Consider the following 23,399-nt stretch of genomic DNA (forward strand, 5'->3'; position numbering starts at 1 on the left):
GGCCGGCGGCCCCGGCGGCCCCGGCGGCCCCGGCGGCCCCGGCCTCGACACCGCGGAGCGCGGCGCGTGGGAGACGGTCCGCTTCGCCCGCGACATCGCCCGCCCGACCACGCTGGAGTACGCCGGGCTCATGTGCGAGGACTTCCTGGAGCTGCACGGCGACCGGCACCACGGCGACGACCCCGCGATCGTCGGCGGGCTCGCCGCGCTCGGCGGACGCACCGTCATGCTGGTCGGGCACCAGAAGGGCCACGACACCGCCGAACTCGTCGACCGCAACTTCGGCATGCCCGAACCCGAGGGCTACCGCAAGGCGACCCGGCTCATGCGCCTGGCCGAACGGCTGGGGCTGCCGGTGGTGACGCTCGTCGACACCCAGGGCGCGGCCCCCGGCGTCGGCGCCGAGGAGCGCGGCCAGGCGTGGGCCGTCGCCGAGGCGATCTCCACGATGGGCGAGCTGACCGTGCCGGTCGTCTCCGTCGTCACCGGCGAGGGCGGCAGCGGCGGCGCGCTGGCGCTGGCCACCGCCGACCGGGTGCTGATGACCCGCAACGCCTGCTACTCGGTGATCAGCCCGGAGAGCTGCTCGGTGATCCTGTTCGGCGACCCCGGCCACGCCGCCGGCATGGCCGAGGCCCTGCACGTGACCGCCCCGCACCTGCTGCGGCTCGGCGTGATCGACGGGATCGTCCCCGAGCCCGCCGGCGGCAGCCAGCGCGATCCCGCCGCCGCGGCCGACCTGGTCCGCGCCGCCGTGCTGGAGGCGCTGGCCGACCTCGCCCCGCTGTCCGGCCCCGATCTGGTCGCCGGACGCCACGACCGGTTCCGCCGCATCGGGAGGGTGGCCGATGTCTGACCACGACCTGGAGATCGCCGAGCGGCTGCGCGCCCTCCGCGAGGAGGTCACCGGCCTGGTGAAGACCGTCCCCGGCCCGCTGTCGGGCGTCGTCGTCCGCGCCGGGGACTGCTCGCTGGAGGTGACCTGGGCACCGCGGCCGGAGGTGGCGGTCACGCTGCCGTCCTCCCCGGACGCGCCGCCCGAGGAGGACGCCGGCACCGCCGGCACCGCCGGCACCGTCGCCTGCACGGCGCCGCTCGTCGGCGTCTTCTACCGCGCCCCCGCGCCGGGCGACCTCCCGTTCGTGCGGGTCGGCGACCGCGTGGCGCCCGGCCAGCAGGTCGGCATCGTCGAGGCGATGAAGCTGATGAACGCCGTGACCGCCGACGTCGCGGGCGAGGTCGTCGCCGTCCCCGCCGAGGACGGCGACCCGGTGGAGTACGGCCAGGACCTCGTCGTCGTGCGCCCCGACCCGGACGGCGGCGCGTGATGTTCGACAAGATCCTCATCGCCAACCGGGGCGAGATCGCGCTGCGGATCGCGCGGACCTGCCGCGAGATGGGCGTGCGGACCGTCGTCGTCCACTCGACCGCCGACCGGTCCAGCGCGGCCGTCCGGTACGCCGACGAGACCGTGCAGGTCGGACCGCCGCCGCCCGGCCGCAGCTACATGTACGCGCCCAGCGTCATCGAGGCCGCGCTGCGCACCGGGGCCGAGGCGATCCACCCCGGCTACGGCTTCCTGTCGGAGGACCCCGACTTCGCCCGCGCGTGCGCCGCCGAGGGACTGACGCTCATCGGCCCGTCGCCGTCCACGATGGAGCTGGTCGGCGACAAGGCCCGGGTGAGGGCCGCGCTCGCCGCGGCGGGCCTGCCGGTGCTGCCCGGCAGCGACGGCGCGGTCGCCGGCGCCGCCGAGGCGCTGGAGGTCGCCGCCGCCGTCGGCTACCCCGTCCTGGTCAAGGCCGTCGCGGGCGGCGGGGGCCGCGGCATCGCCGTCGCCCGCGACGACCCCGAGCTGCGGCGCGTGTACCGGGAGACCACCGCGTTCGCGCGCACGGCGTTCGGCAACGGCGACGTCTACCTGGAACGCCTCCTTCCCTCGGCCCGCCACGTCGAGGTGCAGCTCCTCTGCGACGCCCACGGCACCTTCCTCCACCTGGGCGAGCGCGACTGCTCGCTCCAGCGCCGCCGCCAGAAGCTCATCGAGGAGGCCCCCGCGCCCGCGCTGCCGCCGGGCCTCGCCGACCGGATCGGCGCGTACGCCGTCACCGCCGCCCAGGCCCTCGACTACCGGGGCCTCGGCACCGTGGAGTTCCTGGTGGACGGCTCGGGGGACCCGACGTTCATGGAGGTCAACGGCCGCATCCAGGTCGAGCACCCGGTGACCGAGCTGGTGACCGGCCTGGACCTGGTCCGCGAGCAGATCCGCGTGGCCGCCGGGGAGCGCCTGGCCCTCGCCCAGCACGACGTCCGCCCGCGCGGCTGGGCGATCGAGTGCCGGGTGAACGCCGAGGACCCGGACGCCGGCTTCCGCCCCGCCCCGGGCGGGCTGACGACGTTCCGCCCGCCGGGCGGCCCGTGGACGCGGGTCGACGCGGGCTTCGCCCAGGGCGACCGCGTCCCCCCGAACTACGACTCGCTCCTGGCGAAGGTCATCGTCTGGGCCCCCGACCGGGACCAGGCGATCGCCCGGGCCGACCGCGCGCTGGCGGAGTTCGGGATCGAGGGCCCCGGAGTGGCCACCACGATCCCGCTGCTGCGCCGGCTGCTGTCCGACCCCGACTTCCGCGCGGCCCGCCACGACACGACCCATGTGGACGGGCTCCTGGCCCGTTCCCCGTCCCCGTAGCCACGCCCCGCCGACGACCCGCGGGGCGCGCCGTCAGCGCGTCCCGCGCCCACCACCGAGACACCTTGGAGGCACCCCATGCCCGGCCCGAACCTGACCGTCGACGACATCCAGGCGCTGCTCATGGCCGTCGGCGCGGACGGCGCCGTCACCGCCGCCGACCACGGACGCACCTTCGAGGACCTGCACCTCGACTCGCTGGCCCGGTTCGAGATCGCCACCCGCATCCAGGACCGCTTCGGCGTGAACGTCGAGGACGACATCACCGCCGAGTCCACCCCGGCGGACGTCCTCGGCCTGGTCAACGACCGCCTCGCCGCCGCCTGACCGCCCATCGCCCGGAGGGAACCGCAATGATCGGCCACACCGACAACGCCGTGGAGATCGACGCCCCGGTCGGCCTCGTCTTCCGCGAGACCAACGACCTGCGCGGCTGGACCGACCTGTTCACCGAGTACGCCAAGGTCGAGATCCTGGAGGAGGCCGCGACCTCGGCCACGTTCCGGCTCACCCTGCACCCCGACGAGAACGGCAGGGTCTGGTCCTGGACCTCCTACCGCGAGTGGGACCCCGACACCCGGACCGTGCGGGCGCACCGCGTGGAGACCGGGGTGTTCGAGTTCATGGACATCCTGTGGACCTACGAGGAGATCGAGCCCGACCGCACGCGGATGCGCTGGGTGCAGCACTTCCGCATGAAGCCCGACGCCCCCGTCGACGACGCCTGGATGACCGGCAACATCAACCGCAACTCGGTCGAGCAGATGCGGGTCATCAAGGAGCGGCTGGAGCGGCGCCGCAGCCGGGTCGTGCCGCTGGAGTCCGTCCCGGCCAACACTCGGCGCGGCGGCGACCTGCGCACCCTCATCGCGCCGAGCACCGTCGGGTCGGCCTACGGGTTCGGCGGCGCGGTCCGGCTGGCCCCGGGCGACACCGTCGCCGAGCACTACCACCCCTACTCCGAGGAGCACCTGTTCGTCAGCTCCGGGCGCATCCGGGTGGACCTCGACGGCCGCCCCGTCGAGGTCGGCGAGCACGCGGCGCTGCTGATCCCGCGCAACGTCCGGCACCGCGTCACCAACACCGGCGACGACCAGGCCCTGGTGGTGTTCCACCTGTGCCCGCTCGCGCCGCGCCCCGAACTCGGCCACGTCGACACCGAGGACGCGGACGGCAACCCGCTGCCCGCGCCCGACCGGGAGGGCGCATGACCGCCGTCCGGCGCACCGTCGTCACCGGCATCGGGGTCGTCGCGCCCGGCGGCCGCGACCGGGAGGAGTTCTGGCAGCGGATCGTGGACGGCAAGCCCGCGATCCGCCGCATCACGATGTTCGACCCCGAACGGTTCCGCTCGCAGATCGCCGCCGAGTGCGACTTCGACCCGGACCGCTACGGGCTGACACCGCGCGAGATCCGGCGCACCGACCGGTTCGTGCAGCTCGCGTTCGCCGCCGCCGACGAGGCGCTGGCCGACAGCGGGCTGGACCCGGAGGCCGCCGACGGGGACCGGATCGGCGTCTCGCTCGGCTCGGCCACCGGCGCAGCGACCACCCTGGAGGACGAGTACGTCGTCGCCAGCGACCACGGCCAGGAGTGGATCGTCGACCCCCGGCACGCGATGCCGTTCCTGTACCAGGCGCTCGTGCCGTCCGGCGGGGCCGCCGAGCTGGCCGTCCGCTACGGCGCGCACGGCCCGGCGCAGGTCGTGTCCACCGGCTGCACCGCCGGGATCGACGCGCTCGGCTACGCCCACCAGATCATCGCCGACGGCGAGGCCGACGTGATGATCGCGGGGGCGTCGGAGGCGCCGGTCACGCCGTTCTCGGCGGCGGCGTTCGACGCGATCCGCGCCACCACCCCGCACAACCGGGACCCCGAACGGGCGTCGCGGCCGTTCGACGCCGAACGCGCCGGGTTCGTGCTGGGGGAGGGCTGCGCGTTCCTGATCCTGGAGGAGCTGGAGCACGCCCGCGGACGCGGCGCGAGGATCTACTGCGAGCTGGCGGGGTACTCCACGCGGGCCAACGCGTTCCACATGACCGGCCTGCGCCCCGACGGCGTCGAGCTGGGCGAGGCCGTCGCCGACGCCATGGCCCAGGCCCGGCTGACCGGCGACGACCTCGGCTACATCAGCGCGCACGGCTCGGGCACCAAGATGAACGACCGCCACGAGACCGCCGCCTACAAGCGCGCCCTGGGCGAGGCCGCCTACCGCGTCCCGATCAGCTCGATCAAGTCGGTCGTGGGCCACTCGCTCGGCGCGATCGGCGCGATCGAGATGGCCGCCTGCGCCCTGGCGATCGACCGGGGCGTCATCCCGCCCACCGCCAACCTGGAGAACCCCGACCCCGACTGCGACCTGGACTACACCCCGGTCGTGGCGCGGGAGGCGATCGTCGACCACGCGCTGTCGGCCGGCAGCGGGTTCGGCGGGTTCCAGTCGGCGATGGTCCTGTCGCGGCTGTCGCGTTCCCGGACGGGAGGGGACCGGTGACCCGGCGCACGGTGGTCTCCGGGATCGGGGTGGTCGCCCCGACCGGGGTCGGGCAGGCCGCCCACTGGGCGGCGACGCTGGCCGGGGAGTGCGGCATCGCGCCGCTTCCGGACGCCGACCGGCTGCCAATTACGGCGGCCGGCCGGGTCACCGGCTTCGACCCGGCCGAGCAGGTGCCCAACCGGCTGCGCGTGCAGACCGACCGGTGGACGTGGATGGCGCTGGCGGCCGGGGCCGAGGCCCTCGCCGACGCCCGCCTCGACCCGGCCGCCGAGCCCGACCCGTACGCGCTGGCGGCGCTCACCTCCAGCGCCTCGGGCGGCAACGAGTTCGGCCAGCGCGAGATCCAGTCGCTGTACTCCGACGGCCCGCGCGCCGTCACCGCCTACCAGTCGATCGCCTGGTTCTACGCGGCCAGCACCGGCCAGCTGTCGATCCGGCACGGGCTGAAGGGGCCGTGCGGGGTCGTGGTCTCCGACGCCGCGGGCGGCCTGGACGCCGCCGCCCAGGCCGCCCGGCTGATCCGGCGCGGCACCGGCGCGGTGCTGGTCGGCGGCACCGAGGCGCCGCTGTCGCCGTACGCGCTGGTCTGCCAGAACAGCCAGGAGACGGTGAGCCGTTCCGGCGGGTACCGGCCGTTCGACGCGCGGGCGTGCGGCGGGGTGCCGGGGGAGGGCGGCGCGATCCTGGTCCTGGAGGAACGCGAGCGGGCCCGCGCGCGCGACGGCGTGACCCTCTACGCCGAGCTCGCGGGGACCGCCGCCACCCACGACGCCCACCGGCCCACCGGGCCCGCGCCGGAGCACCGGCAGCTCGCCCGCGCGATGCGGCTGGCGATCTCCCGGGCGGGCCTCACCCCGGCCGGCATCGACGTGGTCTTCGCCGACGGCTCGGGGGATCCGGGGCAGGACGCGGTGGAGGCCGCGGCGGTCCACGAGGTCTTCGCGGGCGCTCCCGCGCAGGTCCCGGTCACCGTCCCCAAGACCATGACCGGCCGCCTGTGCTCGGGCGGGGCCGCCCTCGACCTCGCCTGGGCGGCGCTGGCGCTGCACCACGACACGATCCCGCCGACCGTCAACGTGGACCCCTTCTCCACCGACCACGGTCTCGACCTGGTCACCGAGCCGCGCACCGGGGCGGGCCTGCGTGCCGCGCTGGTCGTGGCGCGCGGCGTCGGCGGCTTCAACTCGGCGGCGGTCCTGCGCCGTGCCGTCGCGTAGCGGGGGCCCGCCCCTCGGGACGGGGCCCCCGCCGGGTGCTCAGGCGGACTCGCACTCGCCGGCCAGCGCGACCATGGACGCGCCGGTCGCCGGCAGGCTCATCCTGATGCGGAACCGGCCGTCGTGGCACGGGTCGCACTCCAGCGTCCCGCCGAGCCGCAGCGCGCGTTCCCGCAGCCCGCTCAGCCCCTGCCCGCTGTTCGGATCGGCCATCCGCACCACCGGTTCGGACTGTCGGCCGACGGCGCTGGTGACGGCGACCCGGACCGGGTCGCCGTAGTCGAGCGCCACCTCGATCGGGCCGCTGCCGTACTTGAGGGCGTTGCTGACCCCCTCCTGCACGGTGTGCAGCGCGGTGGCGCGGACCTCGTGCGGCAGCGCGGGCTCGTCCCCGACGATCTCCAGCCGGATCGGGGGGCTGGCGGGCACCCGCTCCACCAGCTCGGCCACCCGGCGCGACAGCGACCAGTCCGGGTCGGCCGGGACCGGGGCCCCGCGCAGCGGGCCGATGATCCGGCGCATGTCGCGCAGCGTCGCCTGCGCGGTCTCGTCGATCAGCTGGGCGACCCCGCCGACGTGCGGCGGCAGCCGGCGCGAGTGCATCGCGATGACGACGAGCCCGTGCCCCACGGCGTCGTGCAGCTCACCGGCGATGCGGCGGCGCTCGCGTTCCACGGCGCAGCGCTCGGCCCGGAGGCGGTTGCGCCGCCGCACCTCGGCCGCGCCCAGGGCGGCGGCGCTGACGACCGCGCCGAGGAACAGCCCCACCAGCCCCCACCACAGCTTCTCGTTCATCCCGTCGGGACGCGGCGCCAGGGAGAGGTCGACGAAAATCCACCAGCGCTTTACCATCATTTCCCCGTGATGATTCAGTAAGGCGCTCCGAGGAGGTCGCGCATGGCATCTCCCCCTGAGACGCCATGAACACACAGAGCGGCGACTAATAGCATACGTAGGAAGCCTACGGTGGGGGTTTCCTGTAGGCAAGCACAAAAATTTTCAACGGGTCGCGAAGCAGTTCTGTCAGATCGTGATAAGGGCCAGGTCAGCGCCGTTCGCCGCTGGCCCTCGGGCCGCCGCGCGTGGCCGGTCCCGGCCTGTGTGGCAACTTCTGCACCCTCTGGCACGTCCTAATCAGCGAGGACAGGGGTAGGAGACCAAACCGGTAGGAAAGCTTCGGATACTTTCCGTCACCCTTCCGATTCCGGGGCCGCCGGGCCTGGCTGCGGTAGGATCGGGCCATGCGCGCAGAACTCCTGAAGGGTCATCTCGAAGGAATGATCCTCGCCGTTCTCGAATTGGGGCCGATGCATGGTTACCCCATTATCGGCGAACTGCAACGACGTAGCGGCGGTGAGATCTGCCCGCCCACCGGCACCATCTATCCCGCGCTGCGCCGAATGGAGAGCGCCGGACTCGTCAAGGGCACCTGGTCGCAGGTGGACGGCCGGCGCCGCCGCACCTACGAGCTCACCCAGGCGGGCCGCGACGCCCTCGGCGAGCAGCGCCGCGAGTGGCGTGAGATAGCGGTCGTCATCTCCACCGTCCTCGGCGACGAGAAGGTGGTGCGCGCATGACGGAGATCCCGCGGGACATCGACGCCTACCTGGCGGCGGTGGCGGCGCGCCTCCAGGGCTCGCGCCGCCACCGCCGCCAGCTCCTGGAGGAGATGCGCGACGGCCTGGAGAGCGCCGCCGAGCACCACCAGCAGGAGGGACTGTCCCGCGCCGCCGCCGAACGCGCCGCCGTCGCCGAGTGGGGCGAGGTGGACCTGATCGTCCGCGACCTCGCCAGCGCCACCCTCCACTGCGAGGGGACGCGCCTGTCCTCGACCGTGCTGGCGGTCACCCCCCTGCTGGCCCTGGTCTGGGTGACGTTCCTGCTGGCGGGTCCCAAGGACCCCTGGCCGCAGGGCCCGCCCGAGGTCGAGCTGGGCGGCCGCCTGCTGGGCACCCTGGCCTCGATCGCCGTCGCCGCCGCCCTCTGCGGCCTGCTCACCCTGCGCGGCACCGGCGGCCTGACCCGCCCCGCCCGCCAGCGGCTCGGCCACCAGGCCAACCTGTGGGCCGGAACGGGCCTGCTCCTCGGCCTGACCGTGAACTTCCTGCTCCTGCTGGACCGGATCCTGTCGGGCCCCGACTCGGTCGACTGGCAGTGGGCGGTGATCCCGATCGGCCTGTCCTGCTACGTGACGTTCAGCGTGAACCGCACCCTGAACCACCTACGAGCCGCCGGCCGCCTGGCCTGCACAACCTGACGACGCCCCCACCCCCGACGCCCAACAAACCCCAAGGCGCCCTACTTCGCAATGACCTGACCGGCGCTCAATTCATCATCACCGGCGAGCGTGACGGAAGATGGCCGCGAGTCGGCAGCCGCCGACCGTCAACCGAATTCCAGCCGCTTAGCGAGCCATTGAGTACACAGGAACGGTGTTGGCTCGACGAACTCCCCGAGATCAGCGAAGCAGCCGAGTGCCTTCAAACCGCCCGCAGAGCCTCACGGAGCGAGGACGGGGATCTGAAGAGCGGCGCCTCTGGGGTTCCGGGGACCAACGGCTGCTTGAGTGGCATCGTTTCCCCTTCGAGGAGGATGTTGCAGCGGCACTGGCCGAATCACCGATCGGCGTGGCGGGAGCCACCAAGGTTCGCGCAGCCGCGAACACTGTCGTGTGCCTGGAAGGGGCGCGGCTGACGCTTCGGGGGCTCAGGCCGTGAGCTGGGATGAGGCCACGCTCGCTGTCCTCGGCGCCACCGGCATGGTGGCTCTGCTCTTGATCATGCTCTGGGAGGTCTTGCTCAAGGTCCTTGAGGTGATCCAGGCTTGGCGCACCGTCCGGCGGGCGCTTCGCACGCCATCGTCAAACGACGACCATGTGACTTGATGCTGCTTGTCAGCGGTGTAAGTCCTGATTCCGTACCGGAGCTTTTTGCTGTGCTGTCCTGGGCGGACGCCTTGGAATGCATTCCGTGGATGTTTCGGGGATGCTGGCGAACGGCGGCACATACAACAAACCCCGGCGCCTGGCGTTTCGCCTGGACTGCCGGGGTTTCTGGTGGTCTTGCTAGGTGCCCCCTGCAGGATTCGAACCTGCGCACACGGCTCCGGAGGCCGTTGCTCTATCCCCTGAGCTAAGGGGGCCCTGTCGCTCGTCTCTGCGGTGCGACGGGAAGAAGGCTACCAGGGTTCGACGCGTAGTGCGTACGTGGGCGTTCGCCGTGCGTCGGGGGAGGGAGTCGGCTAGCTTCGGGAGGGTGACCGAGCCACTGGGACGCGTGCTGGTCGTCGACGACGATGAGGTGATCCGGCAGCTGATCGCCGTGAACCTGCAGTTGGAGGGGTTCGAGGTCGAGACCGCGGTGGACGGTCAGGACTGTCTTGAGCGGGTCGGCGAGGTTCGGCCCGATGTGATCACGTTGGACGTGATGATGCCCCGGCTGGACGGGTGGGTGACCGCCGGCCGGCTGCGGGAGGATCCGGCCACCTCGCACATCCGGGTCGTGATGATCACGGCGCGGGCGCAGGAGCACGACATCCGGCGGGGGCACGAGATCGGTGTGGACGCCTATGTCACCAAGCCGTTCGACCCCAACGTGCTGATCCAGACTGTGCGTAAACTCGCTGCCGTGTCCAGATAGTGGTCAGATAGTCTCACCAGAGTGACCCCAGTCGATGTCGGTGACGCCCTCGTGGCCGCGGTGCGTGACGCCGTGGCGGGTGGTGTCGTGCCGCCGGACGGGGTCGATGTCGTGGGGCGGGGCCCCGGGGTCTATGCCAGCCCGGTGGCGTTGAGGCTGGGGCTGGATCCGGAGGAGCTCGCCCGGCGGGTGGCGCGGTGGCCGGGGGTGCTGCGGGCCGAGGTCGCCCGGGGGATGGTCGTTGTTTTCGTGGAGCCGGGGAGTCTGGCGGCGGAGGTCATCGCCGCGGGGGACTCCTACGGGGTCGCCCGCGTGCCGGGCGGGGGATGGGACGAGTGGCCCCGGACCTGGGAGAATCCCGGGTTCGCGGTGCGGTACGCCTATGCGCGGGCCGCGGCGGTGCGGAGATGGGCGGAAGAGCTCGGGATCGGGCCGGGGGAACCGGTGGGGCTCGTCCGGGACGAGGAGCTGGCGTTGCTGGGAGCCTTGGGGGAGTTGCCCGGGCGGGCCCGGCAGGCCGAACGGGAACGCGACCCCGGCGCGCTGGTGAAGTGCCTGGAACGGCTCGCGGGTGCCTATCACGACGTTCATGAACGATGTCCGGCGTTGCCCCGGGGCGATGAGAAACCCGGGGCGGTGCACGGGGCCCGCGTGACCCTCGCGGAGGCCGCGCGCATCGCCTTGGCCAACGGCATGAACATGATCGGTGAGACACCCAGAGAGCGGATATGAGCAGAGTTCACCCGGCGGGGCCGCGCCACGCCGACGTCCTTCCCGAAGACCACCCGGTGCCGCCTCCGGCCGACCTGAACGAGCTGGAGCCGCTGGTGTGGCCGCGCGGCGCCCGGCGGCGGGACGGCGCCGTCCGGATCGGCGGCGTCGACGTCCGGGACCTGGCGCAGGAGTTCGGGACCCCGCTGTACGTCTACGACGAGGACGACGTGCGGGCGCGGGCGCGGGAGTACGCGCAGGCGTTCCATGACGGGGACGTCCACTACGCGGGCAAGGCGTTCCTGTGCACCGCGGTCGCGCGGTGGATCAAGGAGGAGGGGCTCGGGCTCGACGTGTGCAGCGGGGGCGAGCTCTCCATCGCCCTGGCCGCGGGCTTCCCCGCGGAGCGGATCACCCTGCACGGCAACAACAAGGCCGTGTGGGAGCTGGAGCGGGCCCTGGACGCGGGGGTCGGGCGCATCGTGCTCGACTCGTTCGAGGAGATCGCGCGGCTGGGGTACCTCGCGCGGGAACGCGGGGTCCGGCCCAAGGTCATGATCCGGGTCACCACCGGTGTCGAGGCCCACACGCACGAGTTCATCGCGACCGCCCACGACGACCAGAAGTTCGGGTTCTCGCGGAACTCGGGCGCCGCCCTGGAGGCGGTGCGCCGGGTGCTGGCGCTCGACGCGCTGGAGCTGGTGGGGCTGCACTCGCACATCGGGTCGCAGATCTTCGACGCCGACGGGTTCGAGGTCGCGGCCCACCGGCTGGCCGGGCTGCTGGTCGCGATCCGCGACGAGCACGGGATCGAGCTGCCCGAGCTGGACCTCGGCGGGGGCTACGGGATCGCCTACACCGACGGCGACGAGCCCATCGACCCCAAGGAGATGGCCGACCGGCTGCGGGACATCGTCGGGCGGGAGTGCCGGGCCTACGAGCTGGCCATGCCCCGGCTGACCGTGGAGCCCGGGCGGGCCATCGTCGGTCCGGGCGGGGTTACCCTGTACGAGGTCGGCACCGTCAAGGACGTCGAGGGACTGCGCACCTACGTCTCCGTCGACGGGGGCATGAGCGACAACCTGCGCACCGCCCTCTACGGCGCCGAGTACACCTGCGTCCTGGCCAGCCGGACCTCCGACGCGCCCCCGATGCTCAGCAGGCTCGTCGGCAAGCACTGCGAGAGCGGCGACATCGTCGTACGCGACCTGTGGCTGCCCGAGGATCTGGCGGCGGGGGACCTGGTGGCGGTCGCGGCCACCGGTGCGTACTGTCGATCGATGGCCAGTAACTACAACCACATTCCCCGGCCCGCCGTGGTGGCGGTCCGGAACGGCAAGGCGCGGGTCATCGTCCGCCGCGAGAGCGACGACGACCTGCTGCGTCTCGATGCGGAGGTCGAAGGGTGAAACCGTTGCGGGTGGCGCAACTGGGTTGTGGCGTCGTCGGCACCGAGGTGGTGCGGCTGCTCAACGAGCAGGCCGCCGACCTGGCCGCGCGCGTCGGCACGCCCCTGGAGCTGGTCGGGATCGCCGTGCGGCGGCCCGACCGGGTCCGCGAGGGCGTGGACCGGGCGCTGCTGACGACCGACGCCGAGGCCCTCGTCACCCGCGACGACGTCGACATCGTCATCGAGGTGATCGGCGGGATCGAGCCCGCCCGGTCGCTGATCCTGGCGGCGATGAAGACCGGCAAGTCGGTGATCACCGCGAACAAGGCGCTGCTGGCCGAGGACGGCGCGACGCTGTTCGCGGCCGCCCGCGAGTACAGCGTCGACCTGTACTACGAGGCCTCGGTGGCGGGCGCGATCCCGTTGCTGCGGCCGTTGCGGGAGTCGCTCGTCGGCGACCACGTCCACCGGGTGCTGGGGATCGTCAACGGCACGACGAACTACATCCTCGACCAGATGGACACCCAGGGCGCCGGGTTCAACGAGGCGCTGGAGGAGGCCCAGGCCCTCGGGTACGCCGAGGCCGACCCCACGGCGGACGTCGAGGGCTTCGACGCGGCGGCCAAGGCGGCGATCCTGGCGCAGCTGGCGTTCCACACGCCGGTGACCGCCGCCGACGTGCACCGCGAGGGCATCACCGAGGTCACCTCCGCCGACGTCGCGGGCGCCAAGGAGATGGACAGCGTCGTGAAGCTGCTGGCCATCTGCGAGCGGGTGCCCGAGGAGAACGGCCGCAACGGGCGCGGCGTCTCGGTGCGCGTCTACCCGGCGATGATCCCCCGGTCGCATCCGCTGGCCAGCGTGCGCGAGGCGTACAACGCCGTCTTCGTGGAGGCCGAGTCCGCCGGTTCGCTGATGTTCTACGGCGCGGGCGCCGGCGGCGCCCCGACCGCCTCGGCCGTCCTCGGCGACCTGGTGGCGGTGGCCCGCAACGTGGTCGCCGGCACGACCGGCCCCGTCGAGGTCACCTACGCCGAGCTGCCGGTGCTGCCGATGGGCGAGACCACCACCCGCTACTACATCCAGCTCGACGTCGCCGACCAGCCGGGTGTGCTGGCCGGGGTCGCCGAGGAGTTCGCCCGGCACGGCGTGTCGATCAAGGCCGTCCGGCAGGAGGGCATGGGCGAGGACGCCCAGCTGGTCGTGGTCACGCACCGGGCGCCCGACGCCGCGCTGTCGGCGACCGTGGAGGGGCTGCGCGCCTTCCCCATGGTCCGCCAGGTGGCGAGCGTCATGCGCGTCGAAGGCGACGAATAACCCCTTACCGGGTCTAGAATCCGGCGCAAAGCCGCAGGTCAGCTGAGGAGATCGACGTGAACGGGACCGCCCGCGCCTGGCGCGGCCTCATCGAGGAGTACCGCGACCGCCTGCCCGTGTCGGAGCGAACGCCGGTGGTCACGCTGCTGGAGGGCGGCACCCCGCTGGTCCCCGCGCACCGGGTGTCGCAGCTGACCGGCTGTGAGGTCCGTCTCAAGGTCGAGGGCGCGAACCCGACCGGTTCGTTCAAGGACCGGGGCATGACCATGGCGATCAGCAAGGCGGCCGAGGACGGCGCCAAGGCCGTCATCTGCGCCTCCACCGGCAACACCTCCGCCTCGGCGGCGGCGTACGCGGTGCGGGCCGGGATGACCTGCGCGGTGCTGGTCCCGCAGGGCAAGATCGCGATGGGCAAGCTGGCGCAGGCCCTGGTGCACGGCGCGCGGCTGCTGCAGGTCGACGGCAACTTCGACGACTGCCTGGAGCTGGCCCGCAAGCTGTCGGTCGACTACCCGGTCGCGCTCGTCAACTCGGTCAACAAGTACCGGTTGCAGGGGCAGAAGACGGCCGCGTTCGAGATCGTCGACGCGCTCGGCGACGCCCCCGACATCCACTGCCTGCCGGTCGGCAACGCCGGCAACATCTCGGCGTACTGGATGGGCTACAAGGAGTACGCCGCCGACGGGGTGGCCTCGCGGACCCCGCGCATGCTGGGCTTCCAGGCCAGCGGCGCGGCGCCGTTCGTCAAGGGCGAGCCGGTGCTGAAGCCGCAGACGATCGCCACGGCGATCCGCATCGGCAACCCCGCCTCCTGGGACCTGGCGATCGCCGCGCGCGACGAGTCGGGCGGCGCGATCGACTCGGTCACCGACCGGCAGATCCTGGCCGCCTACCGGCTGCTGGCCGCCGAGGAGGGCGTGTTCGTGGAGCCCGCCTCCGCCGCCAGCGTCGCGGGCCTGCTGAAGGCCGCCGAGGAGGGCAGGATCGAGCGCGGCTCGAAGATCGTCTGCACCGTGACCGGAAACGGTCTCAAGGACCCCGACTGGGCGATCGCCGGGGCGCCCGCGCCGACCACCGTCAAGGTGGACGCGCACGCCGCCGCCTCCGCGCTCGGCCTGGCCTAGCCACCGCACGAACGGGACCGTCCGCGCGCCGGGCGGTCCCCGTCTCCCTACCTGGGGGTTCCATGAGTTGGGCCGGTGAGCCCGTCCTGGTGCGCACGCCCGCGACCAGCGCCAACCTCGGCCCGGGGTTCGACTCCCTGGGGCTGGCGCTGTCGCTGCACGACGACGTCGAGGTCCAGGTCACCGCCGGTGGCCTGGAGATCGACGTCGAGGGCGAGGGGGCCGAGGTCGCCGACCGCGGCGAACGGCACCTGATCGTCCGGGTGCTGCGGCGCGCGTTCGAGGAGATCGACGCGCTGGCCGGGAGCGACCTCGGCCAGCCCGCCGGGCTGCGGCTGCGCTGCCGCAACCGCATCCCGCACAGCCGCGGCCTGGGCTCCTCCTCGGCCGCGATCGTGGCGGGCGTGATCGCCGCGCGGCACCTGCACCCGCACGGCCGGGTGCTGGACGACGACGCGGCGCTGCGCCTGGCCACCGAGATCGAGGGCCACCCCGACAACGTCGCGCCGTGCCTGGCGGGCGGGCTGACCGTCGCCTGGACGACGCCGGACGGGCCCCGGCTCGTCCGGCTGGAGTCGCGGGTCGGGCGGGTCGTGGCGTTCGTCCCGGAGCGGCGGGTGGCGACCGAGCAGGCGCGCGGGCTGCTGCCGGCGGCCGTTCCGCACGCCGACGCCGCCGCCAACGCGGGCCGCGCCGCCCTGCTGGTCGCCGCGCTGACCGGCGGCCTCGGGGACGACGTCCTGCTGGACGCCACCGAGGACCGCCTGCACCAGGGGTACCGCGCCCCGGCCATGCCGGAGTCGGCCGAACTGGTGGCCGCGCTGCGGGCCGAGGGCGTCCCGGCGGTGATCTCCGGGGCGGGGCCGACGGTCCTGGCCCTCACCGCCGGGGACCGGATTGATTCGACGACCGCGAAAGTGGGTAATGGGTGGCACATACACCCGCTGGACGTCGCCCCTCGCGGCGCTCGCGTTCCCGACTGACGGTCCCGGCCTCCGATCCCGCTTCCGTGCGGGACCGGGCGTTCGGGCGGCACTCCGGCCGGTGCGATGATCCACGTAGGTAAAATGCGAAGACATCGACCTCTGGGGAATAGCAGTGTGCCCTGGTGATGTTAGGCTGAATGCCGCACCAGATGCCCCGTTCGGGGCCGTGTGCTCGTCAGCCACGCGTCACCTGTCCGGCCCTCCGGTCGTGTCGGTCCCGCGTACGAGGCTTCCCGTCGCCGTGACTCTCCGTCGCCAGGCTTTCCAGTGTGACTTCGGACGTGGCGGTAACGGACCGGCCAGCGAGCGAGCCGTCCCGACCACCATCTGGCTGTGCCCAGAAATCACAGATCCCGGACCTGTCTCGGTCCGCGGACCCCGACTCGGCGCCCCCGCCGGGCCGCATCATCGGGTTGCCTGGCCGACCGTCGGCCAAAGCCCGCTCCCTGGGAAGGACCCTTAGTGAGCGAATCCAGCGAACTCCTTACGGACGCCTCCAGCACGGCCTCCGCCGGCGAGACCGCCGAGCGTGCCACCCCCCGGCGCCGCCGGACCGGTACCGGCCTGTCGGCCATGGTGCTGCCCGAGCTCAAGGCGCTCGCGTCCAGCCTCGGCATCACCGGCGTGACGGGGATGCGCAAGAGCCAGCTCATCGCCGCCATCCAGGAGAAGCAGGGCGGCCAGGGGCAGGGTTCGGCCGCGGGCGAGCAGGGAGCCGCTGAGCAGGCGAAGACCGAGCAGGCTCCGGCTCGGCAGCGCCGTACGCGCACCGCCGCCAAGCGTGACACCGTCGAGGCTCCCGCCGAGACCGCCGCCAAGCCCGAGAAGACCGAGAAGCCGGAGAAGGCCGACCGGGCCGAGGGCGACGTCCGGGTGGAGAAGGCCGACAAGGCCGACAAGCCCGCCGCCGACAAGGCGGAGAAGACCGAGAAGAAGACCGAGGACGGCGAGAACCAGGGCGGTCGTGAGAGCGGCCGCGAGGGCGGCCGTCAGCGCAACCGCCGTGACCGTGGCGAGCGCGGTGACCGTGGCGAGCGCGGTGACCGTGGCGAGCGTGGCGACCGCGGTGAGCGTGGTGAGCGGGGTGACCGCAGCGAGCGCGGTGACCGTGGCGAGCGCGGCAACCGCGACGAGCAGGGCAACCGCCAGCGCGGCGGCAACCAGCAGCAGCAGGGCGGCGGCCAGGGCGGCGGTCAGGGCGACGACGACGGCGACGGCAGCGGCCGCGGCCGCCGGGGTCGCCGGTTCCGCGAGCGCAACCGCGGCCGTGGCGGGCGCGGCGACCGTTACGAGGAGCCGGTGATCAGCGAGGACGACGTCCTCATCCCGGTCGCGGGCATCCTGGACATCCTCGACAACTACGCGTTCGTCCGGACCACCGGCTACCTGCCCGGCCCGAACGACGTGTACGTCTCGCTGGCCCAGGTCCGCAAGAACGGCCTGCGCAAGGGCGACGTCATCACCGGCGCGGTCCGCCAGGCCCGCGAGGGCGAGCGGCGCGAGAAGTTCAACGCGCTGGTCCGCCTGGACACGGTCAACGGCATGGAGCCCGAGCAGGCCAAGCAGCGCGTCGAGTTCTCCAAGCTCACCCCGCTGTACCCGCAGGAGCGGCTGCGCCTGGAGACCGACCCGGGCGTGCTGACCACCCGGATCATCGACCTGGTGTCGCCGATCGGCAAGGGCCAGCGCGGTCTGATCGTCTCGCCGCCGAAGGCCGGCAAGACGATGGTGCTGCAGTCCATCGCCAACGCGATCACCAAGAACAACCCCGAGTGCCACCTCATGGTCGTTCTGGTCGACGAGCGTCCCGAAGAGGTCACCGACATGCAGCGGACGGTGAAGGGCGAGGTCATCCACTCGACCTTCGACCGTCCCGCCGAGGACCACACCACGGTCGCCGAGCTGGCCATCGAGCGGGCCAAGCGCCTGGTCGAGCTGGGGCACGACGTGGTCGTCCTGCTGGACTCGATCACGCGTCTGGGCCGCGCCTACAACCTGGCGGCCCCGGCGTCGGGCCGCATCCTGTCCGGTGGTGTGGACTCCACCGCGCTGTACCCGCCCAAGCGGTTCTTCGGCGCGGCCCGCAACATCGAGAACGGCGGCTCGCTGACCATCCTCGCCACCGCCCTGGTGGAGACCGGATCCCGCATGGACGAGGTCATCTTCGAGGAGTTCAAGGGCACCGGCAACATGGAGCTGAAGCTCAACCGTCAGCTCGCCGACAAGCGGATCTTCCCTGCGGTGGACGTCGACCAGTCCTCCACCCGCAAGGAGGAGATCCTCATGGCGCCGGAGGAGCTGCGGGTCGTCTGGCAGCTGCGCCGCGTCCTGCACGCCCTCGACACCCAGCAGGCGCTGGAGCTCCTCATCGAGAAGATGAAGGAGACCAAGTCCAACGCCGAGTTCCTGCTCCAGGTCCAGAAGACCACGGTCTCCGACGACCGCTGAGCGCGAACCTGACGAACGCCCCCGCCCGGATCGCCTCCGGGCGGGGGCGTCCGCCGTTTCAGGGGACGTGCGCCGGAGCCCGCCCGGTCGCGGCGGCCCTCGAACGGCGCGCACCCGGTGTCGCTGAGGGCGTGCTCGCCGACGCCGTAGGGCGTGCGTCACGCCGCGGCGGCGATGATCTCCGCCACGGGGTTCTGGAGCGGCAGGCCCCACGGCGGCCCGGCTCGTTCTCATGCGGGGTCCTCCCGGTGGACGCGACGGCCGTCATCATGTTCGGAGCCATCCGCCCCGCCCTTTCCGGCACGCGCGGAGGGTGTCGCGTGCCCGAAGGCGGCGAACACCGCCAGCACCGCCAACGCGCACGCACCGGCCGCCGGGGCAGCGTTCCCGGGCCGCCGCGCCGCCCAGCGACGCGCCGATATAGACGGCGCTGCTGGTCAGCGCCATCACCTGCGGGCCGTCGTCCGGACCGGCCAGCGCCAGCACGTGGGTCTGGACCGGCGGCGGCACCGCCCGCGCGACCGCCGACCACAGCAGCAGCGCCGGGACGACCGCCACCGGCGGCACCGGGCGCAGCCACCAGCACGCCGCCAGCCCGGCCATCGTCACCGCGAACGCTGCCGACGCCGCCGCGAACGCCCGGCCCGCGCCCAGCCGATCGGCCAGCGCGCCGCTGAACCGCGTCCCGGCGATGCCCGCCAGCGCCAGCAGGGCACCCAGCGTCGCGGCGTTCACCGCGGCCGACTCGCGCAGGAACACCGCCAGATACGTCTGGATCATGAGGTTGCCCAGCACGGCGGCGAGCAGGACGCCGAGCACGGCGGGCAGCCGCAGGGGCCGCAGGCGGGCGGACAGGCGCGCGGGAGGAGCGGGCGGGGCCTGCGGCAGGGCCGCGCGCGTGAGCGCCAGGCAGCCCAGGCCGAGCGCGCCGACCAGCAGGAACGTCGCGCGCCAGCCGAACGCCGCGCCGATCCACGTGCCCAGCGGGACGCCGACCACGGCCCCTCGCCCAGGCCCGCCATGACCGTCGCGAGGTCGCGGCCCCGGCGTTCGGCGGGGGACAGGGGGGCGGTTAGCGGCGGCGGGCGGGAGAGGGCAGCCGTCGCGGCGGCGACGTTGGCGGTGCGGAACAGCAGCAGGCCGCTGACCAGCAGTCTCCGCCGGGGCCAAGCAGCCGTGACCACCGTCGCGGCGGGGCGGCCACGGCGCACACGACCGAGAACATGGTGACCAACTGGCCCGCTGGCTCGCCTGGCGACAGGCCCAGGCCCTGTGGTCAAGGTCTCACAGCGAGATCAGCTTGGTGGTCGGGGTGATCGTGGTCCGGCGGGGTTCGCTGGTCCTTGCGGTAGCGGGTGTCCGGCTGCTGCGGACATCCCACCCTCTGGCGCGGCGGCGACGGCTGCGGCACCGTCCGCTCGGCATCGGGCGACTCATGACGGCGGACACGACCTGACTGCCACCAAGGCACCCGAAACGGCGCCGCAGGCTTCCGGCACGTAACCCGGCATTAACGATCTTGATACGAGAAGTTGGGTGCGGAGCCGACCACATCGGGTCAAGGCGCCGCGGTAACGAAACCGCCCTATCGTCCGGGGTTGTCACTCCCTCGCGTCGAGGGTTCCGTCCCGGCGATCGCACCGTTCGCGGGCGGATCCCCTCCTGCCAACGTCCCCGACCAGCCGGTCCGCGCCCTGACGGCCATCCCTCGGGCGAGGCGGCGGAGACGTCCGAGGCACTGCCGCCCGCACCTCCCGCCGCGCCCGGAAGAAGTTCCAAAAGAAGCCGGAAACCATGGAACCGATCAGCTGTCACATGCATCACAGAAGTGAGAAAAGAGCCAAGTGGTACCGATAGCCTCATGGCGCGGTATCCCGCGCTCTCCCCCTTTTTTCAAGCATGGAGGAATACATGCGGCGTGTCGTCAGTGTGACGATCGTCTCCGGCGCCCTGGTCGGCGGCCTGTTCGCCGCGGGCCCGGCCGCCCAGGCCGAGACCCGGACGAAGGTCCAGCCGGCCGCGGCCCAGGACGACTTCGGCAAGGAGGTGACCGTCACGCGTGAGGGAGCGATCTCCGGGGCGGCCCTCATCAATGAGGCCAAGCGTGCGGGCCGACCGTACAGCGCCAAGGAGGCCGCGGCCATCAAGGCGGCGCCGTGCAGGGTGTACGAGCGCACCCGCGGCTACAAGAACTCCAAAGGCCGCTGGCTGATCAAGGTCACCAACCGCCTCACCTGGTGCTGGAACGGCTCTCAGGTCCTCTCCTACCGGGCGAACTGGAAGGCCACCACCGCCAACAAGAAGGTGTGGCGCATGCGCGGCTGGGTCAAGAAGTCGGCCGCCCCCACCAAGAGCTGGAGCTCCGTCACCTCCAAGGCGCAGTACCGCTTCTACTACACCGGTAACCGCAAGACCTACTCGCCGTGGGTCAACGTGACCGGCTACCGCAACGGCGCGTACCGCTGGTCGGCTGGCGGCTGAACCGGCCTGGTGCCATAACCCGCCGCTGATGAACGGACCCCGCTTCCGTGGCGCCACGCCGCAAGTAATCCGGATCGCGGAAGCGGGGACGTCCGCTGCGAACACCATGCGTGACGGCGCGCATGAACCTGGAGCGTTCACCCACGCGTAAGCGCTCCAAACCACAAGGGCCAGGGGTCAACGACGCCCCCTGGCCCTGACTGGTTCCCGGGCCTGCCGCGCCCTCCGTCTCAGCCGCGGCGCCGGACCCCCGGCACGCCCCCGCGCGTCCGCCACATGGCGAATGATCTTCGTGGGCGGGTACGGGGTGGGGCTAGCCCCACCCCGTACTCGCTGGGACGCCGGATGGCCCGGCCGCCGCCGGCCGGGCAGGCTGGGGACGTTCCGGGCCGTACCGTGGAGAGACCGGCCGGGGGAGGGCGAAAGTGGGCGAAGTGAGCGGGGCCGCCGTGCGGGCGGCCTGGCGGGTACCCGGGCGGACGGTCACCAAGGGGTCGTGGCGGCCCGCGGCCATGGCCCGGTCGCCGCTGACCTGGACGTCGGCGGTCTACCTGCAGACACACGTGGCGCTGGCGTTCGGCTGGTTCCTCGTCCTGGCCATCGGGCTCCCGCTCTCGCTGGGGCTGTCGGTCATCTGGATCGGCATCCCGATGCTGGTCGCGCTGATGGTGACGTGGCGGTTCGCGGCGGTCCTGGACCGGGCGCTGGTGCGGCTCGCGTTCGGCGTGGCGATCCCCAGCCCGTACCGGCCGCTGCCCCGGGGGCTCAACCCGCTGACCAAGCTGCGGACCATGGCCACCGACCCGGCCACCTGGAAAGATCTCCTCTACCTGGTCCTGCTGTTCCCGGTCGCGGTCGCCGAGGCCGCGGTCATGCTGGTGCTGTGGCTCCCGGCGGTGACGCTGGTCTCCCTCCCGGTGGTCGTGCTGTTCGGCGAGCGGGGCGTCGAGGTCGGGTTCGGCACGGTGTCCTACTGGGCCGGGAACCCGGTCGAGGCGCTGCCGATCGCCGCGTTCGGGCTGGTCATCGCGGTGGCGGCGATGTACGTCACCCGCACGGTCGCGATCGGGCACGCCTGGTTCGCGCGGATGCTGCTCGGCCCCAACGTCTCCCAGAGCGAGAACCGGGAGCTGCGGGCCCGCGCCGAACGCCTCCAGGCCAGCCGCGCCCGGGGCGTCGACGCCGTCGAGGCCGAGCGCCGCCGCATCGAGCGCGACCTGCACGACGGCGCCCAGCAGCGGCTGCTGGCCGTGGCGATGGACATCGGCCGTGCCCGCGCCAAGCTGGAGACCGACCCCGAGGGCGCCCGCGCGCTGATCGAGCAGGCGCACGCGGGCACCAAGGAGGCCATCACCGAACTGCGCGACCTGGCGCGCGGCATCTACCCGGCCATCCTCACCGACCGGGGCCTGGACCCGGCGCTGTCGGGGCTGGCCGGACGCGCGCCGGTGCCGGTGGAGGTGGACGTCGACCTGCCCGAACGCCCCCCGGCCGCCGTGGAGTCGATCGCCTACTTCATCGTCGCCGAGTCCCTGGCCAACATCGCCAAGTACGCCCGCGCCACCCGCGCCTCGGTCCGGGTGGTCCGCGAGGACCACTGGGTGGTCGTCGAGGTGATCGACAACGGGGTCGGCGGCGCGAGGGCCGAGCCCGGCGGCGGGCTGGCGGGGCTGGCCGACCGCGCCGCCACCATCGACGGCATGCTGATCGTGGACAGCCCGCCCGGCGGTCCCACGATCATCCGGGCCGACCTGCCCTGCTCGTGGTGATCACCAAAGTCCGGCCGGGCGACCGCGAACCCCGGATAATGGGGGGCATGCGGGTAGTGATCGCCGAGGACTCGGTGCTGTTGCGCGAGGGAATCGTCCGGCTGCTGGAGGACGCGGGCATCGAGACGGTCGGCACCGTCGGCGACGGGCCCGGCCTGCTGGGGCTGGTGCGGGAGCACCGGCCGGACCTGGCGATCGTGGACGTCCGCATGCCGCCGTCGTTCACCGACGAGGGGCTGCGGGCCGCGCTGAAGGTGCGGGAGGCCGTTCCCGGCACCCCGATCCTGGTGCTGTCGCAGTACGTGGAGGAGCGCTACGCCACCGACCTGATCGGCGGCGGCGCCGAGGGCGTCGGCTACCTGCTCAAGGAGCGCGTCTCCGACATCGCCGAGTTCATCGACGCGGTCCGCCGGATCGCGGCGGGGGGAACGGTGATCGACCCCGAGGTGATCGGCCAGCTGCTGGGGCGGCGGCGCTCGAACGACCCCCTCCAGGACCTCACCCCGCGCGAGCAGGAGGTGCTCGCGCTGATGGCGCAGGGCCGCTCCAACGGGGCCATCGCCGGGGAGCTGGTGGTCACCGAGGGGGCCGTGGAGAAGCACATCTCCAACATCTTCGCCAAGCTCGGCCTCCAGCCCGCCCAGGGCGGCCACCGGCGCGTGATGGCCGTCCTGGCGTACCTGGGGCGCGCCGGGGGCTGAAACGCCGGCCGTGCTCGGGAACGCCCGGTGACCTCGGCACGTTCGGGTATCTGGCACACTTGGTGTGCAACCGCTGTGGTACCGGTTCACGATCCCCGACACGCACACGGCCTGTCACAGGGCAGGACCGTGCGTGGGGAGCGCCCGGCGACCGCCCCTAGCGAGGAGACCCTCATGAAGCCCGACATCCACCCGAACTACGTCGTCACCACCGTGACGTGCACGTGCGGGAACACCTTCGAGACCCGCAGCACCGCCGAGAACGGCGTGATCCACGCTGATGTGTGCTCCAACTGCCACCCGTTCTACACGGGCAAGCAGAAGATCCTGGACACCGGCGGCCGGGTGGCGCGCTTCGAGCAGCGCTTCGGCAAGAAGGCCAAGTAGCCCGCGGACAGCACAGGCAGGGACGGCCCGGGGACACCAGCCCA

23 protein-coding genes and 1 tRNA gene are annotated in these 23,399 nt (G+C 72.9%); 21 read left to right on the plus strand and 3 right to left on the minus strand.

What is annotated here, in order from left to right; genetic code table 11:
* The 7 genes from AKI01S_RS08795 to AKI01S_RS08825 all read left to right on the plus strand — a co-directional run.
* A partial coding sequence (locus AKI01S_RS08795) for an acetyl-CoA carboxylase carboxyltransferase subunit alpha (protein WP_067813786.1) occupies positions 1-856 on the plus strand: 856 nt, incomplete at its 5' end.
* The gene (locus tag AKI01S_RS08800) at positions 849-1,328 is read left to right on the plus strand and encodes an acetyl-CoA carboxylase biotin carboxyl carrier protein (RefSeq protein ID WP_067813788.1); all 480 of its coding nucleotides are present in this window, start codon (positions 849-851) and stop codon (positions 1,326-1,328) included. The genes AKI01S_RS08795 and AKI01S_RS08800, both read left to right, overlap by 8 nt.
* Positions 1,328-2,689, plus strand: coding sequence for an acetyl-CoA carboxylase biotin carboxylase subunit (locus AKI01S_RS08805; protein WP_067813957.1), 1,362 nt, complete (start codon positions 1,328-1,330; stop codon positions 2,687-2,689). Before AKI01S_RS08800 ends, AKI01S_RS08805 begins: the two co-directional genes overlap by 1 nt.
* A gap of 78 nt (positions 2,690-2,767) precedes the next feature.
* Positions 2,768-3,016: an acyl carrier protein gene (locus tag AKI01S_RS08810; protein WP_067813789.1), complete on the plus strand. Its 249-nt coding sequence runs from the start codon at positions 2,768-2,770 to the stop codon at positions 3,014-3,016.
* Positions 3,017-3,042: 26 nt separating this feature from the next.
* Positions 3,043-3,900, plus strand: coding sequence for a cupin domain-containing protein (locus AKI01S_RS54635; RefSeq protein WP_067813792.1), 858 nt, complete (start codon positions 3,043-3,045; stop codon positions 3,898-3,900).
* Positions 3,897-5,183: a beta-ketoacyl-[acyl-carrier-protein] synthase family protein gene (locus tag AKI01S_RS08820; protein WP_067813794.1), complete on the plus strand. Its 1,287-nt coding sequence runs from the start codon at positions 3,897-3,899 to the stop codon at positions 5,181-5,183. Before AKI01S_RS54635 ends, AKI01S_RS08820 begins: the two co-directional genes overlap by 4 nt.
* Positions 5,180-6,403, plus strand: coding sequence for a beta-ketoacyl synthase N-terminal-like domain-containing protein (locus AKI01S_RS08825; protein WP_067813796.1), 1,224 nt, complete (start codon positions 5,180-5,182; stop codon positions 6,401-6,403). Before AKI01S_RS08820 ends, AKI01S_RS08825 begins: the two co-directional genes overlap by 4 nt.
* Positions 6,404-6,442: 39 nt before the next feature.
* Here the strand turns inward: AKI01S_RS08825 and AKI01S_RS08830 are convergent, their stop codons facing one another.
* The gene (locus AKI01S_RS08830; protein WP_067813798.1) at positions 6,443-7,258 is read right to left on the minus strand and encodes a sensor histidine kinase; all 816 of its coding nucleotides are present in this window, start codon (positions 7,256-7,258) and stop codon (positions 6,443-6,445) included.
* 386 nt (positions 7,259-7,644) lie between these two features.
* On the opposite strand from AKI01S_RS08830, the gene AKI01S_RS08835 reads away from it, so the two are divergent.
* From AKI01S_RS08835 to AKI01S_RS51625, 3 genes are all read left to right on the plus strand, one after another.
* Positions 7,645-7,980, plus strand: coding sequence for a PadR family transcriptional regulator (locus AKI01S_RS08835; protein WP_067813800.1), 336 nt, complete (start codon positions 7,645-7,647; stop codon positions 7,978-7,980).
* The gene (locus AKI01S_RS08840) at positions 7,977-8,660 is read left to right on the plus strand and encodes a permease prefix domain 1-containing protein (protein ID WP_067813802.1); all 684 of its coding nucleotides are present in this window, start codon (positions 7,977-7,979) and stop codon (positions 8,658-8,660) included. Before AKI01S_RS08835 ends, AKI01S_RS08840 begins: the two co-directional genes overlap by 4 nt.
* A gap of 456 nt (positions 8,661-9,116) precedes the next feature.
* Entirely contained in the window at positions 9,117-9,287 is a 171-nt protein-coding gene (locus AKI01S_RS51625) for a hypothetical protein (RefSeq protein ID WP_169813931.1), read from the plus strand.
* 185 nt (positions 9,288-9,472) lie between these two features.
* Here AKI01S_RS51625 and AKI01S_RS08845 read toward each other — a convergent pair.
* A tRNA-Arg gene (locus AKI01S_RS08845) sits at positions 9,473-9,544 on the minus strand.
* Positions 9,545-9,678: 134 nt separating this feature from the next.
* Between AKI01S_RS08845 and AKI01S_RS08850 the strand changes: the two genes are divergently transcribed.
* The 7 genes from AKI01S_RS08850 to rho all read left to right on the plus strand — a co-directional run bounded on the left by AKI01S_RS08850 (position 9,679) and on the right by rho (position 18,017).
* Positions 9,679-10,041, plus strand: coding sequence for a response regulator transcription factor (locus AKI01S_RS08850; protein ID WP_067813959.1), 363 nt, complete (start codon positions 9,679-9,681; stop codon positions 10,039-10,041).
* Between the two features lie 21 nt (positions 10,042-10,062).
* Positions 10,063-10,773 (plus strand): DALR anticodon-binding domain-containing protein, encoded by a 711-nt coding sequence (locus AKI01S_RS08855; RefSeq protein ID WP_157419730.1) that lies wholly within the window; start codon positions 10,063-10,065, stop codon positions 10,771-10,773.
* Positions 10,770-12,161 (plus strand): diaminopimelate decarboxylase, encoded by a 1,392-nt coding sequence (gene lysA / locus AKI01S_RS08860; RefSeq protein ID WP_067813807.1) that lies wholly within the window; start codon positions 10,770-10,772, stop codon positions 12,159-12,161. The genes AKI01S_RS08855 and lysA overlap by 4 nt, the downstream gene beginning before the upstream one ends.
* Positions 12,158-13,459 (plus strand): homoserine dehydrogenase, encoded by a 1,302-nt coding sequence (locus tag AKI01S_RS08865; RefSeq protein ID WP_067813808.1) that lies wholly within the window; start codon positions 12,158-12,160, stop codon positions 13,457-13,459. Before lysA ends, AKI01S_RS08865 begins: the two co-directional genes overlap by 4 nt.
* 56 nt (positions 13,460-13,515) lie before the next feature.
* Positions 13,516-14,583 (plus strand): threonine synthase, encoded by a 1,068-nt coding sequence (thrC, locus tag AKI01S_RS08870; protein WP_067813810.1) that lies wholly within the window; start codon positions 13,516-13,518, stop codon positions 14,581-14,583.
* A gap of 62 nt (positions 14,584-14,645) precedes the next feature.
* On the plus strand, positions 14,646-15,566 hold the full coding sequence (gene thrB, locus AKI01S_RS08875; protein WP_067813812.1) for a homoserine kinase: 921 nt from the start codon (positions 14,646-14,648) through the stop codon (positions 15,564-15,566).
* 465 nt (positions 15,567-16,031) lie between these two features.
* Positions 16,032-18,017: a transcription termination factor Rho gene (gene rho / locus AKI01S_RS08880; RefSeq protein ID WP_067813814.1), complete on the plus strand. Its 1,986-nt coding sequence runs from the start codon at positions 16,032-16,034 to the stop codon at positions 18,015-18,017.
* 267 nt (positions 18,018-18,284) lie between these two features.
* Here the strand turns inward: rho and AKI01S_RS08885 are convergent, their stop codons facing one another.
* Positions 18,285-19,016: an MFS transporter gene (locus AKI01S_RS08885; protein WP_067813816.1), complete on the minus strand. Its 732-nt coding sequence runs from the start codon at positions 19,014-19,016 to the stop codon at positions 18,285-18,287.
* Positions 19,017-19,928: 912 nt separating this feature from the next.
* Between AKI01S_RS08885 and AKI01S_RS08890 the strand changes: the two genes are divergently transcribed.
* From AKI01S_RS08890 to rpmE, 4 genes are all read left to right on the plus strand, one after another.
* Positions 19,929-20,498 carry a hypothetical protein gene (locus tag AKI01S_RS08890; protein WP_157419731.1) on the plus strand — a complete coding sequence of 190 codons (570 nt, stop codon included), beginning with the start codon at positions 19,929-19,931 and terminating at the stop codon, positions 20,496-20,498.
* Between the two features lie 425 nt (positions 20,499-20,923).
* Positions 20,924-22,267, plus strand: coding sequence for a sensor histidine kinase (locus AKI01S_RS08895; RefSeq protein WP_245681532.1), 1,344 nt, complete (start codon positions 20,924-20,926; stop codon positions 22,265-22,267).
* 47 nt (positions 22,268-22,314) lie between these two features.
* Positions 22,315-22,968 (plus strand): response regulator transcription factor, encoded by a 654-nt coding sequence (locus tag AKI01S_RS08900; protein WP_067813820.1) that lies wholly within the window; start codon positions 22,315-22,317, stop codon positions 22,966-22,968.
* Between the two features lie 174 nt (positions 22,969-23,142).
* Complete coding sequence (rpmE, locus tag AKI01S_RS08905; protein ID WP_067813822.1) at positions 23,143-23,355, plus strand: 50S ribosomal protein L31; 213 nt, start codon at positions 23,143-23,145, stop codon at positions 23,353-23,355.
* Positions 23,356-23,399: the final 44 nt, after the last annotated feature.

This window comes from Actinomadura kijaniata NBRC 14229 (assembly GCF_001552175.1).
Lineage (GTDB): Bacteria > Actinomycetota > Actinomycetes > Streptosporangiales > Streptosporangiaceae > Spirillospora > Spirillospora kijaniata.